Origin of the sequence: Phaeobacter sp. SYSU ZJ3003 (assembly GCF_041300735.1) — a bacterium.
Lineage (GTDB): Bacteria > Pseudomonadota > Alphaproteobacteria > Rhodobacterales > Rhodobacteraceae > Phycobacter > Phycobacter gallaeciensis_A.
Genome location: NZ_PXNU01000009.1, coordinates 1 through 17,603 on the forward strand (window position 1 = coordinate 1; position 17,603 = coordinate 17,603).

Below are 17,603 nucleotides of genomic sequence, written 5' to 3' on the forward strand. Positions count from 1 at the left end.
CCCGAACCAAAGGAGGATTTCATGCCGACATTTGTAAAAACCGCAAGCATTCTCGCCGTTTCCCTGCTCACCGCCGGCAGCGCTCTGGCCGACAGCCGCCATCACGGAGGCAATACCGGCGGGGCACATATGGGGGATGAAAAGCCTCAGATGCAGGGCGACCACCACGAGATGATGATGAAACACATGATGCGAAAAATGATGCAGATGCACGGCGGCTTCGCCGGGCCGTTTCGGACCTGACACTGGACAAATTGATCCCGTCCGAGGCCGCAAAGGAAAACTTCTGAGCCCCTCCCGCCGCCGGGCCTGCATTGATCATTTGCGCAGCCAGATGAAGGTTTCCGAGCGTCGCGTTTGCCGCGTTGTGGGTCAGCACCGGTCCACAGAGCGGCGATTGCCTCAGGGGCGTGCTGACAAGGAACGCCTGGTCGCCGGTATGATCGAGCTGACACGTCAATACGGCCGATATGGCTACCGCCGGGTTGCGGCCTTGCTCCGGATCGCCTACTGAAATGAACCGCACCGGGTTTGCCGGAGTCTTCAACTCCTGAGTAGGATGAAGCCGCAATGAGCAAGACAACAAATTAGTATTCTCCTGAGGTCCGCAAGCTGCGTCAGGCGAACGAGATCCTTCGCAAGGCGTCAGCGTCGATCACGCCACTAGAACCGGTGGTGTGACGTGCTCGACTTTGCGATGGCGGAGCTCGACCGCCGGTCGAAGTGATAGTGTCCTTTATCCGCTGCCTGGCAGCGCATGCCTCCATGCGCGAGAGGCGACATGCATCGCGGTGAGCATGGGGTCGAGCCGATCTGCATTCGCCATTGCCGCTGGGACCAACGGCGCGGCATGGCTCATTCCTGACGATTGCCCCTTCCACGTATTATGAGCACCTGACGAAGCGGGCTGATCCGGCCCGGTTGTCGGACCGTGCCCGGCTGATGAAGAGCATGGGTATTCAAGGCGCTCGCCATTGTCCTCGGACCAATGGCGGACAAAGGCTCGCTCCGGGGCAAGCCGCACAAGACCACGGTGCCTGACAAGAAGGCGCCGTGCCCGCTGGACAAGGTGAACCGGCAGTTCCGTGTGCCCGCGCCCAACATGCTCTGGGTCAGCGATTTCACCTATGTTGCCACCTGGAAGGGGTTCACCTATGTCGCCTTCGTTATCGATGCCTATGCCCGTAAGATCGTTGGTTGGCGTGTCAGCACCTCGGCGCATGCTGGGTTCGTTCTCGATGCTCTGGAGCAAGCTGTTCACGAGCGGCGGCCGACAAAGGCAATGGGGCTTGTTCACCACTCCGACCGCGGCAGCCAATACCTGTCGATCAAGTACACAGAGCGGTTGGGAGAAGTTGGTATCGAGCCGGCTGTCAGCAGCGACGGAGACAGTTACGAGTTCAAGCTGGTCCGCGCAGCGGATCAAATGATCCGGGGGATAATTTGAATGCGCAGAACGCCTTGGCCGAGACGATCAACGGCTTGTTCAAGGCCGAGGTCATTCACCACAGCGGCCCTTGGCGCAACCTCGAGGCAGTGGAATACGCAGCACTCGAATGGGTGGACTGCTTTAACAACCGTCGTCTGCTTGAGACTATCGGGAACATTCCGCCGGCAGAAGCAGAGGCCAATTTCGATGCGCCTATGGAAACTGAGGAACGAGCCGCGTAACTAACCGCAATCAGCCTCCGGCAAACCCGGTGCGGTTCAAACTAAATATGGCAGAGACCCATGAACTTCGTCTCAAGATCGACGCAGGCGCAGCGCATTCCGGCGCGCGGCAGTTTAAGGGCGCAATTGAAGCTGTACGCGCGGCTGTTAGGGGCCTTGAAAAGGATAGTGCCGGGGCGTTCACGAAACTCCGCAGCATCAAGCCCGAAATTGATGTTACTCCGCTGACGCGGGCCACCACCGAAACGAACAAGCTCACCAGCGCCAGCGACAAGGCGCAGCAACCATCCTTGCGTCCGCCTGTGCCCTGCGCACGTCTGAACAGGCGGCGCAGCGCCTCGCTCTCCGCATGGGGGACCTTGGCAATACTGCCGGTATCGCTCAGCTTGAAGCCACCCTGCAGCACATGCGCATCGTCCCTGACCAATGCCACGTCTACACTCGGTGTAGTCGCAGCCAAGTCGCAGTTTGACGACCTCCGCAGCTCGCTGTTGCAGACCACCGTCACCGCCGAATATTCGCGCGGAGAACAGGCCCAGCTTGCCCGCGAGATGGAAGAGGCAAGCCGCTCGGCTGCGACGCATGGCGAGACGCTGGACCGTCTCCGCGCCAAGTACAATCCGCTCTACTCCGCTTCCAAGCAGTAGGAATCCGAGCTTGAAGCCATCTCATTTGCCGAACGCACAGGCGCGATTTCGGCGCAGTTGGCGGAACAGGCCCGCGCCCGTGCTGCCCAGCAGTTGGGGGCCGCGTCAGTGGCGGTTGATCAGCATACCGCCGCGATGCAGCGCAACTCACCGGTTCTGGCATGGCGACGAGCACCATTCCCGTGGCGGATACGAAGCCGTCTATCGCGAGGATGACGCCTGCAAGCTTGCCGATGCCGTGGCCGAACTGGCGCTGCTGTCAGATATGACCCTGGCGACCCTGTCCGCCGCTGGTGCGGTGCGCCAGGTCGGGACACTGATCGACAGCTTAAGGGGCCAACGCCCCATCCCCGTGACAGGATCACCACGGGCGGGCGTGCCGGATACTCCTTTCTGCTCCGATCAGCACGCCTCTTGACCGAGCCAAAAGAACGAGCGGATTTAGAAACCGCCCGCTATAAATGAAGTGGAGAAGGAGGTGCCGTATCATGACCCTCCCTCGCCTTGACCAAGCGGAACAGTCAGTCGTTCATACGATCCTGAGAGACGCGTTCGATGACAGCTTGGACCTCGGACAACTTCCAACGAGAGGATTTACCCAGCTTGAGGGGCTTCGGAAATGCCTTGTTCTGAATATCACGGTAAATGCTGGCACGTGACCGCTGAAGCATTTGCACGAGGGTCGAAATGCCAATCAGGGCTTCGGGCGTGGGTGATGTCGGCTGCATGATGACCTCCTTGTATCTATGCGAAAGGGAGATCGGTCCATGTTTGCGCGATGCAAAAGAACTCAGGACGGCTCAGTTAGAATTCCATTCCGTTGCTTCGCTTGCTTCGCCGACTGCTGCGAGCGGTTGCCGTCGCCACCCTGCCAGTGGACAATCTCGCCTACGGAATCGGGCGGCGCTTAACAGTCGATCAATCTCGCCACCCCGGCGCCACCCCGGAAAGGTTTCCGCGGAGCGAATACCACCCCATATAGAAGGAAGTCTCCGAAAACATTGGGGAAATAATGGTAGCGGAGGAGGGACTTGAACCCCCGACACGCGGATTATGATTCCGCTGCTCTAACCAGCTGAGCTACTCCGCCACTCGCTGTGTGGAGGCGATTTACGGAATGGGGCCGGTGGGGTCAAGCAGGAAAATCGGCTGTGCAGGATTTTCTGCTCAAAAAAATGCACCGTTTTAAAATTTTACAATATTTACAGAACCTTAAATCACCAAACAAAATGACGACAAAGACAGCCACTGTGAAACCATCGCAGCCTTGGCACCCGAGCGTTAGGCTGACTGGACGCCTCCTCCCCCACCTCACCCGCTGCGAAGCGAAACCCGCGCTTTCGCCGCGTTTTTCAGAATCGCATGCTGCGCCGAGCAGCGGCGCAGTCACCGCGCAAGCGCCGCCTTCATCGCAGGATCGGGGAAACAAGTCGGAGACTGCCCCGTGGCTTCCTGCCAGCGCCCGATTGAGCGGCGGGTCTTGTAACCGGCCAGCCCATCGGCGCCGCCAACATCATGCCCCTGCCCTATGAGCGTACGCTGCATGGCGGCAACATCCGAACGCAGCAGCCCCCCGACGGAGCCCCAGCGGGCGTGAAAGTCACCGACACCGAACTGGATACGGTCCCCCACATGCCCCACGAACAGGGCGTATAGATCGCTCATGTTGTAATCTTTCAGGACATAGAAATTTGGCGTCACCACGAAGGCGGGTCCGTATCGCCCGGCAGGCATCAACAGATACCCCTGCTGACCGCGTTCATGCTCAGGAAAGGGACGCCCGGAGACACGGGTGATCCCCATTTCCTCCCAATCGGAAATAAGGCGGCCCTGATCCGGGCCTTCCAGCGCGCAAGAGACGCTGCCCGGAACTGAAACCTCAAACCCCCAGTCGCGCCCAGTTTGCCAGCCATGCCGATGCAGATAGGTCCCGATCGAGGCGATGGTGTCGGCCTCTGACCCCCAGATATCCGCGCGGCCGTCGCCGTCGCCGTCTACGGCATGTTGCAGAAAGTTTGTGGGCATGAACTGCGGCTGGCCAAGGGCGCCAGCCCAGCTGCTCTTCATTGCATGGGCGGGCACGTGACCTGCCTCCGCGATCTGCAGCGCCGCGATCAACTCGGCCGAGAAATAGTCCGCGCGCGTGCTCATGAAGCCCTTGGTGGCGAGGACCTGAAAGGCGTCATGCGGAATGGCCGCCCGCCCATAGGCGCTTTCCCGCCCCCAGATCGCGAGGATGATCCGCCCGGGCACGCCGGTCTCCCGTTCGACCCTTGTCAGACTTGCCTTGTGGCGCCGGGCCATCTGGCGCCCGGTCACCGTGGCGCCATCAACCGTGCCACGCCCGAAGTATTTCCCAGGTTTGCCGAACTCGGCCTGCCGCTGCGTTTTCGGCGTCTTGGCCGGGGCGCCAGGGGGCACCAGATCGGGCAGCTTCCAGTTCAGTGTCACGCCGTCAAAGGCGGCCTTGAACGTGCGACGCGAGACACCCGCCTGCCGAGCCTGCGGCCAGACCTCCTGCCGCAACCAGGTCTGGAACTGGCGCTCAATGGCGGCGTGGTCCTGGGCCAAGGCCGAGCCGAGGCCGCCCAGCAGCAGAAAAACAACGAGCAGAGCACGCAAAACCATGAGGGACCTTCCGGGAAACAAACATCCTCCTGATCCCACCCGATCACGGACCCCATGACAAGGGCTGAGCCTCAGCTCTCCGCGTTAGCCTCGGCCAGAACCCGCCGGGCCACCCGGAAGCACTCCAGCGCCTGCGGTACACCGCAATAAATCCCGATCACATGAATAATCGCCCGCAGTTCATCCTGTGTGACACCATTGTTCAGCGCCCCTTTGCAGTGAGTTTCCCACTCCTGCATCTTGCCCAGCGCGCCGATCATGGAAAGGTTCATCATCGACCGGGTCTTGGCATCGATGACATCATCGCCCCAGCCAAACCCCCAGCACCAGGCGGTCATCGCCTCCTGAAAGGGGCGGCTGAAATCATCCGCAGCGGCTAGATTGGCATCTACATATTCCGCCCCAAGGGTGGCGCGGCGCTGCTCAAGCCCCTTTAGAAACAGATCTTCGTCAAATGTGCTCATGCTGCGGCTCCGTGAATGCAGGATTTGGCGCCGGGCGCAGATAGCCCGGCTCAGCCAAGATGCCACTGATCTCAGCAGTATGGCCAGCATTGTCACATCAGAACGATGGATCAGGGCAGCGGAGCAGTCCGGAACAGACGGATCTTCAACCCGCCATGTGCGACCGGTGCCCCGAAGGGCAAAAAGGGCAGTTGAGTCGCCATTGCCAGACCGGTTTCGCTGGTCACGATACCCACCTGCCAGCCGGAAAAACGCTCTTTCAGGACCTGCCCCAGCGCGCCGTAAAGCGCGAAAAGCAGTTTCTTGTTGCCGATCCGCGCCCCATAAGGCGGGTTCACGATCACCAGCCCGGGCGCCCCCTCGGGCGGCATCAGATCGCTGACCGCAGCCTGCGAAAAGGACGTGCAGCCTGCAACACCCGCACGGGCGGCATTGGCAGTGGCCATCTCCACCGCGCCCGCATTCCGGTCGGATCCGTAGAACCGCAGCGGGGTCTCCTGCGAAACGACTGCGGCTTTCATCGCGGCAAAAGCATCCGCATCAAATGTCGCAAGTTGCTCAAAGGCAAAGCTGCGGCTGCGCCCGGGCGCCAGCCCCATGGCGATCTCGGCGGCCTCGATCACGAAGGTGCCGGAGCCGCACATCGGGTCCACTACTGTCTGGCTTCCGTCGAACCCGCATTCGCGCAGAAACAGCGCCGCCAGATTTTCCCGCATCGGCGCCTTGCCCACGGCCGATTTGTGGCCACGCTTGTGAAGCCCCTCGCCCGAAGTATCGACGCTGAACTGGCACAGGTTGTCCTCAATCCGGCATTTCAGCGTCACACCTGCGCCGCTCATCTCATCACTGGCATTGGGCGGAATGATCGTGGCGCCCAGCTCTTCGGACAGGGCCCGTTCGATCCGCTGGGCGGCAGCGCCTGCGTGGTAGATTTTTGACTTCTTGTTGGTCGCCACCTCGACGCGGATCGGAACATCCGCGCGCAGTACATCCGCCCACGGAAATTTCCGGGCGCGTTTGTCCAGTTGCGCAAGGTGGAAGGCCCGGAAAGCACCGATCCGCGCCAGCACGCGCGCCGCGCCGCGCAGGTACAGGTTGGCGCGCCAGACCTCGGGCCAGCCGCCCTGCACCGTGACACCGCCGGGAACAGCCCGGGGATCGGAAAATTGCAGCTCACGCGCCTCGGCCAGCAGGGCTTGTTCAAGCCCCGGCGCCGCGGTCAGAAAGATCTCGAATGTGGATTCATCTGTCATGGCACCTTCCTTAGCCGGAAACTCAGAACACCGCGACGGGAAAACGCGATTCTCCCAGCGCCCTCGCCATCCCCACAACAAGAGCTACCAATCCGGTTGATGCTGCGGTGCGGCAGCGGATTTTCGCTGCGCCCGCACTGCAAATAGGTATCTTCAGATCAACTTTAATCACAACATTGTCAGACACTTACATCATTACTAATTTTTTAGTTTGACAATCCGCCGCACCCTATGAAACTCCTGTAGCAGTCAGGTGCGAGCAACGCACATCTGGCCTTACTGACTTTAGGGAGGAGAAAGATGCGGAAGTATCTTTTGTCCGCAGCAGCGGTTTGCGCCGTGGTTGCGGGCCAAGCAGCATATGCCGACGAGGCAGCTGCCAAGAAATGGATTGATGAAGAATTCCAGCCATCGGCCCTGTCCAAGGAAGAACAACTGTCCGAGATGCAGTGGTTCATTCAGGCGGCAGAGCCTTACAAGGGCATGGAAATCAACGTGCTGTCCGAGGGCATCCCCACGCACAGCTATGAATCGGAAGTTCTGACAAAAGCCTTTGAAGAAATCACCGGCATCAAGGTGAACCACCAGATCCTTGGTGAGGGCGAAGTCGTTCAGGCGGTTCAGACCCAAATGCAGACCAAGCGGAACCTCTATGACGCCTACGTCAACGATTCCGACCTGATCGGCACCCACTCGCGTCTGCAGCTTGCTTATAACCTCAGCGACATGATGGAAGGCGATTTCAAGGCTGTGACCAACCCCGGTCTCGACCTCGACGACTTCATGGGCACCCAGTTCACCACCGGTCCCGATGGCGATCTGTATCAGCTGCCCGACCAACAGTTCGCGAACCTCTACTGGTTCCGCAAAGACTGGTTCGACCGTGAAGACCTGCAAGCGGCCTTCAAAGAGAAATACGGCTACGATCTGGGCGTTCCGGTTAACTGGTCCGCTTATGAGGACATCGCTGAATTCTTCTCGGAAGATGTGAAGAACATCGATGGCGTCGATATCTACGGCCACATGGACTACGGCAAACGCGCGCCTGACCTTGGCTGGCGGATGACCGACGCCTGGCTGTCGATGGCGGGCGCAGGCTCCAAAGGTGAGCCGAACGGTGTGCCGATCGACGAATGGGGCATCCGCATGGAAGCAGGCACCTGCAACCCGGTTGGCGCCAGCGTCACCCGCGGTGGTGCCGCGAACGGCCCGGCTGCGGTCTATGCGATCCGCAAATGGGACGAATGGCTGCGCAAATACGCGCCTCCGGGTGCGGCGTCTTATGACTTCTACCAGTCCCTGCCCGCCCTGGCCCAAGGCAACGTGGCACAGCAGATCTTCTGGTACACCGCCTTCACCGCAGACATGGTGAAGCCGAAGTCCGAAGGCAACAACACCGTCGACGACAGCGGCACCCCGCTGTGGCGCATGGCGCCCTCGCCGCATGGCCCCTACTGGGAAGAAGGCCAGAAGGTCGGGTATCAGGACGTGGGTTCCTGGACCTTCCTCAACTCCACTCCGCTGGACCGCGCGCAGGCTGCATGGCTCTACGCTCAGTTCGTGGTGTCGAAAACCGTGGACGTGAAGAAATCCCACGTGGGTCTCACCTTCATCCGCGACAGCTCGGTCAACCACGAGAGCTTCTCTGAACGTGCCGAGAAACTCGGTGGTCTGGTGGAATTCTATCGTTCGCCCGACCGCGTGGCATGGTCGCCGACCGGTGTGAACGTTCCGGACTATCCGAAGCTGGCCCAGATCTGGTGGCAGCAGATCGGTGACGTAAACTCCGGCGCCTTCACGCCGCAGGAAGCGATGGATCGTCTTGCTCAGGAAATGGACATCACCATGAGCCGGATGCAGCGCGCTGACGAGCAGGCCAACATTTACGGCGGCTGTGGTCCGCGTCTGAACGAAGAGAAGGACGCGGAATGGTGGTACGCCAATGGCGGCGCCAAGCCGAAGCTGGAGAACGAGAAGCCTCAGGGCCAGACCGTCAACTATGACGAGCTGGTTGCCCGCTGGGCCAAGAACTAAGGGCTCCCTCCCCGCCGGGCGGCTCTCCGCCCGGCCGACCCACCCCGAAGCGGCCCATGTCCTGCTTCGGGGCATTTGCAAACCCCACGGAAGCGCGGATCGCGCTTTGGCTCTCTCGCCGACGCCCGCAGCGGCGCAGCGCAAGCGGGCCCATTCTCCGGAAAGACCAACCAAGATGGCTCTTGAACTTAAAAACGTGGTCAAGCGCGTCGGCGCGATTGAGCACATAAAAGACACGTCTCTGATACTGGAGAGCGGTCACTTCAACGTCCTTCTGGGCGCCACCGGGTCGGGCAAGACCTCATTGATCAAACTGATGGCCGGGCTGGACCCGATCGCCAGCGGCGGCGTGTGGATGGAAGGCCGGGACGTGACCCGCCTCAACACCCAGAAACGCAACATTAGCCTGGTGCACCAATTCTTTATCAACTACCCGCACATGACGGTTTTTGAAAACATCGCCTCCCCCTTGAAGGTCGCAGGCATGGCAAAATCCGAAATCGAAGGCCGGGTAGAAGACGCCGCGGATATCCTGCAGCTGCGCCCGATGCTGCACCGGCGCCCGCATGAACTCTCTGGCGGTCAGCAGCAACGCTGCGCCCTTGCCCGCGCGATTGCCAAGGAAAGCCAGGCGGTGTTCCTGGACGAACCGCTGGCGAACCTCGATTACAAACTGCGCGAAGAACTGCGCGACCAACTGCCAGAGCTTTTCGCCGGACGTGGTGCCGTTGTAGTCTATGCCACCTCGGAACCCGAAGAGGCGCTGCTGCTGGGCGGTAAGACCGCGCTGATGCGCGATGGCCGCGTTACCCAGTTCGGCCCCACCGCAGAGATCTACCGCGACCCGCAAAACGTGGCCGCGGCCCGGGTGTTCTCGGATCCGCCGATCAACACCGCCGAAATCACCAAACAGGGTAACATGGCCCGGCTGACCCCGGATGTGACCTGGGTTCTGGAGGGCGCCGCCGCAGATCTGGCGGATGGCACCTATACCGTCGCGATCCGCCCCTATCACGTGCTGCCCGTCGCCACCACGCAGGCCACAGTCCGCATCGCCGGACGCGTGCAGGTGACCGAGCTTTCGGGCTCCGAAAGCAGCGCCCATTTCGATCTGGGCCTTGGCAGCACTCAGGGCAGCTGGGTCTCCCTTTCGGCCGGGGTTCACCCCTACCAGGTCGGTGAAATGCATGATTTCTATATGGATCCATCCGCGTGCTATTTCTTTGCACCCGATGGCTCCCGCGTGGCGTGAGGCAAGACTATGGCAAAAATTACCCTTTCAAAACTACGCCACAGCTACCTTCCGGCGCCGGCCTCCGCGGCCGACTACGCCCTGAAGGAGATCGATCTCGACTGGTCCGACGGCGGCGCCTATGCGCTGCTTGGCCCCTCGGGTTGTGGTAAATCCACCCTGCTGAACATCATCTCAGGGCTTCTGGTGCCTTCCGAAGGTCAGATCCTGTTTGATGGCCAGGACGTCACCAAACTGCCCCCCGACCAGCGCAATATCGCGCAGGTGTTCCAGTTCCCGGTGATCTACGACACCATGACCGTTTACGACAACCTCGCCTTCCCGCTGCGCAATCGTGGCCGGGACGAGGCCATCGTACGCGAACGCGTCATGGCGATTGCCGAGATGCTCGAAGTGACCGAGATGCTGGATCAGAAGGCCGCTGGGTTGTCACCTGACAACAAGCAGAAGATCTCAATGGGCCGTGGCCTGGTGCGCGAGGACGTGAACGTGGTGATGTTCGATGAACCGCTCACCGTGATCGATCCGCATCTGAAGTGGAAGCTGCGCTCCAAGCTGAAAGAGCTGCACCAGCGCGTGAAGGCGACGATGATCTACGTCACCCACGACCAGACCGAGGCACTGACCTTTGCCGATCAGGTGGTGGTGATGCAGCTTGGCGAAGTGGTGCAGATCGGCACGCCGGTTGAGCTGTTCGAACGCCCCGCGCATACGTTTGTCGGCCATTTCATCGGCTCGCCGGGTATGAACATCCTGCCCTGCACCTTTGACGGAGAGGCAAAGATCGAAGGCCAGCACGTCGCCCTCGAAGGCCCCGTGCGCGGCACCCCTAATGGCAAGACCGAGATCGGCATCCGCCCGGAGTTCGTCTCGCTCTCAGACAGCGGCCTGCCCGCCACCGTAACCAAGGTGTCCGACATCGGCCGCCACACGGTGGTCGAATGCAACTGCCTTGGCCACAAGGTCAACGCCGTGATCGAGGAAGGCGCCGCCCCGCACAAAGGCGATGAAACCCACCTCGCCTTCCGCCAAGACCAGACCCGCCTTTACGTGGACGGCTGGCTCGCCACAGACCCGGAGTAACAGCAAATGAAAACCGAAAACCAAAAAGCATGGTTCTTTGTGCTGCCGGTCCTGTTGCTGGTGGCCTTCAACGCGCTCATCCCGATGATGACCGTCGTCAACTACTCGGTGCAGGAGACCTTCGGCGACAACGTCTTTTTCTGGCAAGGGCTCGACTGGTTCGAACAGATCCTGCGCTCCGACCGGTTCCACGCCGCCCTTGGACGACAGTTCCTCTTTACCTTCCTGATCCTGATCATCGAGGTGCCCTTGGGCATCGCGATTGCGCTGTCGATGCCACGCAAAGGGTTCTGGGTGCCGGTCTGCCTCGTGCTGATGGCGCTGCCGATGCTGATCCCCTGGAACGTGGTGGGCGCGATGTGGAACATCTTCACCCTCCCCGATATCGGCCTTCTGGGCTATTTCCTGAACCACACGCTCGGCATCAACTACGACATGACGCAGGATCCGGTCGCGGCCTGGGTGACCATCGTCACCATGGACGTCTGGCACTGGACCTCGCTGGTGGTGCTTCTGTCCTATGCGGGTCTCGTCTCGATCCCCGACGCCTATTATCAAGCGGCCAAGATCGACGGCGCCTCTAACTGGGCGGTGTTCCGGTTCATCCAGCTGCCCAAGATGAAAACCGTCCTGACCATCGCGATCCTGCTCAGGTTCATGGACAGCTTCAACATCTACACCGAGCCTTTCGTTCTGACCGGCGGTGGCCCCGGCAACTCCACCACGCTCCTGTCGATCGATCTGGTGAAAATCGCGCTGGGTCAGTTCGACCTTGGCCCTGCCGCCGCGATGTCGCTCATCTACTTTGCAATCACGCTTCTGGTCAGCTGGCTGTTCTACACGCTGATGACCAAAGACGATCAGAATTAAGGGAGGGATCAGATGCAGAAACGTTCCATCGTCCCCATCGTCTATATCCTGTTCCTCATGCTGCCGATCTACTGGCTGGTGGCGATGAGCTTCAAGACAACCAATGAAATCCTCGCAGGATTCTCGCTCTTTCCGCAGACCTTCACGCTGGAGAACTACAAGGTCATCTTCACCGATCCGACCTGGTACTGGGGTTATATCAACTCGATCCTCTACGTGACGATCAACACGGTGATTTCGGTCGCGGTGGCCCTTCCGGCCGCCTATGCCTTCAGCCGCTACCGCTTTCTCGGTGACAAGCAGCTGTTCTTCTGGCTGCTCACCAACCGGATGGCCCCGGCAGCGGTCTTCGCCCTGCCCTTTTTCCAGCTCTATTCGGCCGTCGGGCTGTTCGACACTCATCTGGCTGTGGCGCTGGCGCACTGCCTGTTCAACATCCCGCTCGCGGTCTGGATTCTCGAAGGTTTCATGGGCGGCATTCCCAAGGAACTCGACGAGACCGCCTATGTGGATGGCTATTCCTTCCCGCGGTTCTTTGCCGTGATCTTCATCCCCTCGATCAAGGCCGGGGTCGGCGTTGCTGCCTTCTTCTGCTTCATGTTCTCCTGGGTGGAGTTGCTGCTGGCCAAAACCCTGACAGCCGTGGCGGCCAAACCCATCGCCGCCACCATGACCAAAACCGCCTCCAGCGCCGGCTATGAGCTGGGCCTTCTGGCGGCGGCGGGCACATTGACAATCATTCCGGGCGCCATCGTGATTTGGTTCGTCCGCAACTACATCGCAAAGGGTTTTGCGATGGGGAGGGTTTGACATGCTATCATGGATGGCCTGGACCTGGCCGACGGCGCTGGTCTTTATCGGTATCTTTTCTGCAATCGGCGTTCTCATCGCGCTTGAGATCCGCCACCCCGGCGGCGACCTGCGCAAGGGGGTCCTGGGGCTCGAAACCACTCGCGGCGACCGGCTGTTCATCAGCCTCCTCGGGACCGCCTATATCTTTCTGGCCTGGCTCGGTCTGATCGGCATGCCCCTGTGGATCCCGCTCGGCCTGTCTATCGCCTGGGGCGTCTTCTGCTTCTGGAAGGTGTGACGGCGGGCCCGCCCGGCGGGTCAAGGAGGCCGAAGGCCCCGCCAAAGGCGGCTTGTCCTTGACGCGCAAACCTTCAATACCCTTGAAAACGGCCTTGAGAGGCAGATCTGCCCCTCAAGGCCTTCTCAGCAAATCGGGCCTTTTCTGCTGGTGCACAGAGGTCTCTGCCCTACGAACCCTGGCAACCAGAAATCTGCGCGCCTGGCTTCTGCTAAAAAAATAGTTTTCAACCCCTCCCCCTTTCCCCTAGCATAAGCGGAAGACCAAAATGGATCAGGCAACTGCGCGCATGCGAAAGAAACAGGACAAATCGCTCCTCACCGAAGTGGAACTGGAGTTCATGACCGTGGTCTGGGAAACCGGCGGCGGCACCGTGCGCGATATTCTGGCCGAGCTGAACAAAGTGCAGGAACGCGCCTATACCTCGGTCGCAACGGTCTTGAAAATCATGGAGCAGAAGGGTTTTCTTACCAGTGAACGGGCTGACCGGTCGCTGGTCTACCGCCCCGCTGTTCCCAAGGCAGAGTACCAGAAAACATCTCTGAAAAACCTTTCGAGCAAACTCTTCAACGGAGCCCCGGCCGCCCTTGTTGCCCGGCTTGTCGATGATGAGGACGTGACCGACGAAATGCTCGAAGAGATGAGAGCGCTTCTGGAGGAAAGGCTGGGGGACAATGCAACCTGATGCTCTACTGAATGCCTATCTTGATCTGAACCTGCTGCTGTTTGCGGGCGCGGCGCTCTGGCTGGTCGCGCGAAAACTGCTGTCCCGCAGCGCTTTCGGCTCAACCTACCGTCCGCAATTGCAGCTGCTGAACACGGTGACGCTGCTGCTCGCACTGTCTCCGCTGCTGGTATTGGCCCTGACCAGCCTGGTCTTTGCCCATCCACCCAACCTGTCGGACCTTCTGGTTGCGCAATATCTGCAGGGTCATGTCGGGATGAGCGCAACCCGGTTCGAGGATCTTCTGGGCCTGCGCGAGGATCTGGTTCGCACCCTGACCAGCGATCGACCTCTCTGGGCACAGGCGACGCTGGCCGCTCTGGCAGCTGGCGCGGCCTTCTGCACGGCGCAATTGGCGGTGTCGGTCCTGCGCCTGCGGAGCAGCCTGCGGCAGGCCTTTACCTGGAAACGCATCGGCAGCGTGCGGGTGCTGTTGTCTGATGAGGCCCGCGTCGCCTATTCCACCCGCAGTCTTTTTTCGCGCTACGTGGTTCTGCCGACCGCCCTGCTGGAGGATCCGCAGGATCTGCGCCTGACCGTCGCGCATGAATTGCAGCACTTCCGGCAGCGCGACATCGAATGCGAATTTCTCCTCGATGCGCTGCGACCGCTGCTGTTCTGGAATCCCGCCTTCTACCTGTGGCGCCGCGAAGTGCGGCTGCTGCGTGAATTTGCCTGCGATCAGGCGATGATGGCACGGCCTCATTTCGATCTGCGCGCCTATTGCGAATGCCTGATCCGCGCCTGCGCCCATGCGGCCAAGGACCCGGTACTGTTTGCCCGTCGCAGCCCTGCGGTGGCCCTGGTGGATCGCCGCGAAACAGGTCGTGGCGCATCAGCGCTGGAACGCCGCCTGCTCGCCGTGACCGCTGACCAGAGCGCAAAAGCCAGCCCGCTGGGCTGGGCCATCATCTCGGGCCTGATGGTTGCTGCGGTGATGACAACAGCGCTGTTGCTGCAACGCCCTGCCGACTGGAGCCATGATCGGATCATGCTCTCAACCATCGTGAACCTTGAGCGCATGGCCAGCCGAGCGGCCACCACGCCGCAGACCGCCTCCGCCGCCCTGACAGGCAGCTTCACGACCGCTGGTTTTGGCACGGACCGCCCGTAAAAGGCAGGCACGTCCCTCCACCGCCTTTCCTCCCTGCTTGCCTCTGCAAGCGATTTCCGCACGCGACCTGTCCTGGGTCTGCAGCGGATAATTGCGGCCAAACCTTTGCAGAACCCACAAAAGATCCTATCAAGGCTTCAGGAGGAGCCAAATCGAATGAAGCTGAACCCCGTCGATATCTCGAAAACCGCCTCGGCCTCGTCGATCGTTTTCGAAGCCCTGCGCAAGGCCATCATCGAAGGTGACCTGAAAGAGGGCGAACCGCTGCGGCAGGATGAAATCGCCGGGCTGTTCAACACCAGCCGGATCCCGGTCCGCGAGGCGATCTCGCGGCTTGAGGAACAGGGGCTGGTCAAGACCCAACGGTACAAGGGCGCGGTTGTGTCTGGCCTTTCCCCGGAAGAGGCGCAGGAGATCTTTGATCTGCGGGCGCTGATCGAACCCGAAGTGATCCGCCGCGCGGTCCCGCAGATGACGCCAGAGGTCCTGGAGCAGGCCCGCCAGTGTCTGGAAGCGTTTTCCGCATCGGACGATCCCCTGACCTGGGGTCAGCTGAACCGGGATTTCCATTCGCAGCTCTACGCGGCTAGCGGCCTGCAATATCATCTCGATGTGATCGACAATGCCATGGACCGGGTCGACAGATATTTGCGCGCACAGCTGGTGCTGTCCAACGGCATGCAGCGCGCCCATGAAGAGCATCTTGCCATTCTTGAGGCCTGCAGCACCGGCGATGCTGCCCTCGCTGCGGAACTGACCCGGGCGCATATCGCAGATGCCTGCACTTCGCTGGTGGAAAACATCGCCAACCTGCGCTGACGCCCAGCACACCAATGAACTGTCCAAAGTTTACCGGCAGTCATGGCCTCCGCAGTGCCCTGAAATTGCTCTGAACCTCGGCAAATCGGGCGTTTGCGCAGCATCACATCAGCCTATGAACCAATATTTTACCGCAAAACGGGAAAATATTTCCGCGGAACGGTGAATGATTGTAGAACTACCGCACGGCGCGTCAGGGGGCAGAGCGCGCTATTCACTCATTCTTCCACTGTCTGACCTGGCCTCGGTCTGGAGAACGCTCGATTGAACGTGACACCCCGCAGAGTTGTCTTTCTGGGCGCCGGAGCGATCGGGTGTTTCCTCGGTGCGCATTGGGCAGCGGCCGTGCAGGCGGCGGGCGGGCGTATAGGCCTGATCGGACGGGCCGCCACTTGGGCACAGATCGGTGCCGGACCGCTGCGACTGACCGGCGGCACGGCGGCGGACACTGACTTGTCGCTTCTGGATCTGCACGACAGCCCCGAGGCCTTGTCAGAGGCCGATCTTATCGTGCTGACGCTCAAATCCATCGGGCTGGAGCGGGCGATCGAAGAGATCCGCGCCTACGCCACCGAAGGAACGCCGATCCTCTGCCTGCTGAACGGAGTGTCCGCGGTGGAGCAGCTGCGTGCCGCCCTTCCCGCTCATCCGGTCATCGCCGGTATGGTGCCCTTCAATGTAGTCTGGGCATCCGGCAACCACCTGCATCGGTCCAGCGCCGGGCAGCTGAAGTTGGAACGCACGCCAGTCAGCGCTGCCCTTGCCGAGATCATTGCGGCCACCGGCGCCCCGGCAGAGCTGCAGGATGCGCTGAAGCCCATTCAATACGGCAAGCTGCTGTTGAACCTGATCAATCCGATCAACGCCCTCAGCGGCCTGCCACTTCATGCCATGCTCTGCCAATCGGGGTACCGCCGGATATACGCGGCCACGCTGCGCGAAGCGCTCCGGGTCTATGACGAAGCAGGGGTTACCTGGCAGACCGTCGGTCCCCTCTCCCCGCGGCTGGTGCAATGGTTGCTGCGTTTGCCGGACGCGCTGTTCAATAGGACATTGCTGCGGCTTCAGAAACTCGATCCGGCGTCGATGACCTCCATGGCCGTCGATCTGGCCGCGGGCAGGCCCACCGAAATCGATGCGATCACCGGCGAAATCCTGCGCCTGGCCGCAGCTGCCGACTGCCCGGCGCCCATCAACACTGCCCTGTTCAATCTGATCAAAGCCCAAGAGGCCGCGCCGACGCCAAAGCAAAGCCATTCGGCAGCTGCCCTGGCCCAACTGCTGAGACTGTAAGATGACCCCGTCCGCACAAACACCCATGGTCTTTGGTCCGCTGAAAACACGGAACACGCCGAAACAGGCCCGCGCTGTCCAGCGGATCCACATCATTCTGACCGCGACGGCAGATCTCTTGTCAGATCATCCCGTGCAAACGATCACGACCACACAGATTGCCACTCATGCCGGGATCCCGGTCAGCTCCATTTACCGCTATTTCTCCGATGTGGAGCATGTGTTGCGCGAGCTCTACCTGCAAAGCGCGCAGGAACTGCGGGACAAGGTTCTGGAGACGCTGGAAAACACCGAAACAAGACCGGGCTGGCGCGACAGGTTGCATCACATCATCCTTACCCAGAGAGACTATGTACGGAACAATCCTTACTACCGTTTGCTGCTGATGTATTTCGTCTCGGCCCGCCCAGCAGTCGCTGCCCGAGACCGGGAACGTGAATACACCACCGAACTGATGGAAATGCGCTGGAAACGCGGTCAGGACGGGTTTCATGGTGGCGATCCAAAGGTGGTGGCCCAGACGGTACTGCAGATCGCGGTTGCCATGGAGGATATGATCGCGGCTCAGTCCAACCCAGAAAACGCGGATATCTACGCGCAGGAGTTTCTCACCCTGCTGGATTCCTATCTGGCGAATTACTTAGAGGACTAATCCCGGTCA

18 protein-coding genes, 1 tRNA gene and 2 pseudogenes are annotated in these 17,603 nt (G+C 60.6%); 16 read left to right on the plus strand and 5 right to left on the minus strand.

Going from position 1 to position 17,603, the window contains the following annotated elements; genetic code table 11:
* The 5 genes and pseudogenes from C6W91_RS04020 to C6W91_RS04040 form a co-directional block, all read left to right on the plus strand.
* On the plus strand, positions 1-243 hold a 243-nt coding region (locus C6W91_RS04020), incomplete at its 5' end, for a hypothetical protein (RefSeq protein WP_370570454.1).
* Positions 216-508 (plus strand): annotated as a pseudogene (locus C6W91_RS04025) (IS3 family transposase); the annotation flags it as partial. The gene C6W91_RS04020 and the pseudogene C6W91_RS04025, both read left to right, overlap by 28 nt.
* Before the next feature lie 92 nt (positions 509-600).
* A pseudogene (locus C6W91_RS04030) lies at positions 601-1,671 on the plus strand (IS3 family transposase); the annotation flags it as partial.
* Positions 1,672-1,718: 47 nt separating this feature from the next.
* The gene (locus C6W91_RS04035; protein WP_370570455.1) at positions 1,719-2,318 is read left to right on the plus strand and encodes a hypothetical protein; all 600 of its coding nucleotides are present in this window, start codon (positions 1,719-1,721) and stop codon (positions 2,316-2,318) included.
* 79 nt (positions 2,319-2,397) lie between these two features.
* Positions 2,398-2,736, plus strand: coding sequence for a hypothetical protein (locus tag C6W91_RS04040; protein WP_274866717.1), 339 nt, complete (start codon positions 2,398-2,400; stop codon positions 2,734-2,736).
* Positions 2,737-2,839: 103 nt separating this feature from the next.
* On the opposite strand, the gene C6W91_RS04045 is transcribed toward C6W91_RS04040, so the two are convergent.
* From C6W91_RS04045 to C6W91_RS04065, 5 genes are all read right to left on the minus strand, one after another.
* Positions 2,840-3,046, minus strand: a complete 207-nt coding sequence (locus C6W91_RS04045; RefSeq protein WP_274866718.1) for an AlpA family transcriptional regulator — start codon at positions 3,044-3,046, stop codon at positions 2,840-2,842.
* Positions 3,047-3,331: 285 nt separating this feature from the next.
* A tRNA-Met gene (locus C6W91_RS04050) sits at positions 3,332-3,408 on the minus strand.
* Between the two features lie 296 nt (positions 3,409-3,704).
* Positions 3,705-4,946, minus strand: coding sequence for a lytic murein transglycosylase (locus C6W91_RS04055; RefSeq protein WP_274866719.1), 1,242 nt, complete (start codon positions 4,944-4,946; stop codon positions 3,705-3,707).
* A 71-nt stretch (positions 4,947-5,017) separates the two neighbouring features.
* Complete coding sequence (locus C6W91_RS04060; protein WP_369000992.1) at positions 5,018-5,410, minus strand: carboxymuconolactone decarboxylase family protein; 393 nt, start codon at positions 5,408-5,410, stop codon at positions 5,018-5,020.
* Between the two features lie 110 nt (positions 5,411-5,520).
* A complete protein-coding gene (locus C6W91_RS04065) occupies positions 5,521-6,663 on the minus strand; it encodes a class I SAM-dependent RNA methyltransferase (protein WP_274866721.1) in 1,143 nt (380 codons plus the stop codon).
* Positions 6,664-6,963: 300 nt separating this feature from the next.
* Here C6W91_RS04065 and C6W91_RS04070 point away from each other — a divergent pair, with 300 nt between their 5' ends.
* The 11 genes from C6W91_RS04070 to C6W91_RS04120 all read left to right on the plus strand — a co-directional run bounded on the left by C6W91_RS04070 (position 6,964) and on the right by C6W91_RS04120 (position 17,594).
* Positions 6,964-8,697 (plus strand): ABC transporter substrate-binding protein, encoded by a 1,734-nt coding sequence (locus C6W91_RS04070; RefSeq protein ID WP_274829672.1) that lies wholly within the window; start codon positions 6,964-6,966, stop codon positions 8,695-8,697.
* Between the two features lie 175 nt (positions 8,698-8,872).
* Positions 8,873-9,949, plus strand: a complete 1,077-nt coding sequence (locus C6W91_RS04075) for an ABC transporter ATP-binding protein (protein ID WP_274866722.1) — start codon at positions 8,873-8,875, stop codon at positions 9,947-9,949.
* 9 nt (positions 9,950-9,958) lie between these two features.
* Positions 9,959-11,032, plus strand: coding sequence for an ABC transporter ATP-binding protein (locus tag C6W91_RS04080; RefSeq protein ID WP_274866723.1), 1,074 nt, complete (start codon positions 9,959-9,961; stop codon positions 11,030-11,032).
* Positions 11,033-11,038: 6 nt separating this feature from the next.
* Entirely contained in the window at positions 11,039-11,902 is an 864-nt protein-coding gene (locus C6W91_RS04085) for a carbohydrate ABC transporter permease (RefSeq protein ID WP_065271224.1), read from the plus strand.
* A gap of 12 nt (positions 11,903-11,914) precedes the next feature.
* Positions 11,915-12,712 (plus strand): carbohydrate ABC transporter permease, encoded by a 798-nt coding sequence (locus tag C6W91_RS04090; protein WP_065271225.1) that lies wholly within the window; start codon positions 11,915-11,917, stop codon positions 12,710-12,712.
* A 1-nt stretch (position 12,713) separates the two neighbouring features.
* Complete coding sequence (locus C6W91_RS04095) at positions 12,714-12,992, plus strand: DUF2160 domain-containing protein (RefSeq protein WP_065271226.1); 279 nt, start codon at positions 12,714-12,716, stop codon at positions 12,990-12,992.
* A gap of 289 nt (positions 12,993-13,281) precedes the next feature.
* Positions 13,282-13,677 carry a BlaI/MecI/CopY family transcriptional regulator gene (locus C6W91_RS04100; RefSeq protein ID WP_274829675.1) on the plus strand — a complete coding sequence of 132 codons (396 nt, stop codon included), beginning with the start codon at positions 13,282-13,284 and terminating at the stop codon, positions 13,675-13,677.
* Positions 13,667-14,830, plus strand: a complete 1,164-nt coding sequence (locus tag C6W91_RS04105; protein WP_274866724.1) for a M56 family metallopeptidase — start codon at positions 13,667-13,669, stop codon at positions 14,828-14,830. The genes C6W91_RS04100 and C6W91_RS04105 overlap by 11 nt, the downstream gene beginning before the upstream one ends.
* A 156-nt stretch (positions 14,831-14,986) precedes the next feature.
* On the plus strand, positions 14,987-15,649 hold the full coding sequence (locus C6W91_RS04110) for a GntR family transcriptional regulator (RefSeq protein WP_065271228.1): 663 nt from the start codon (positions 14,987-14,989) through the stop codon (positions 15,647-15,649).
* A 270-nt stretch (positions 15,650-15,919) separates the two neighbouring features.
* Positions 15,920-16,942: a 2-dehydropantoate 2-reductase gene (locus C6W91_RS04115; protein ID WP_274866857.1), complete on the plus strand. Its 1,023-nt coding sequence runs from the start codon at positions 15,920-15,922 to the stop codon at positions 16,940-16,942.
* 1 nt (position 16,943) lies between these two features.
* Positions 16,944-17,594: a TetR/AcrR family transcriptional regulator gene (locus C6W91_RS04120; protein ID WP_065271230.1), complete on the plus strand. Its 651-nt coding sequence runs from the start codon at positions 16,944-16,946 to the stop codon at positions 17,592-17,594.
* Positions 17,595-17,603 lie beyond the last annotated feature (9 nt).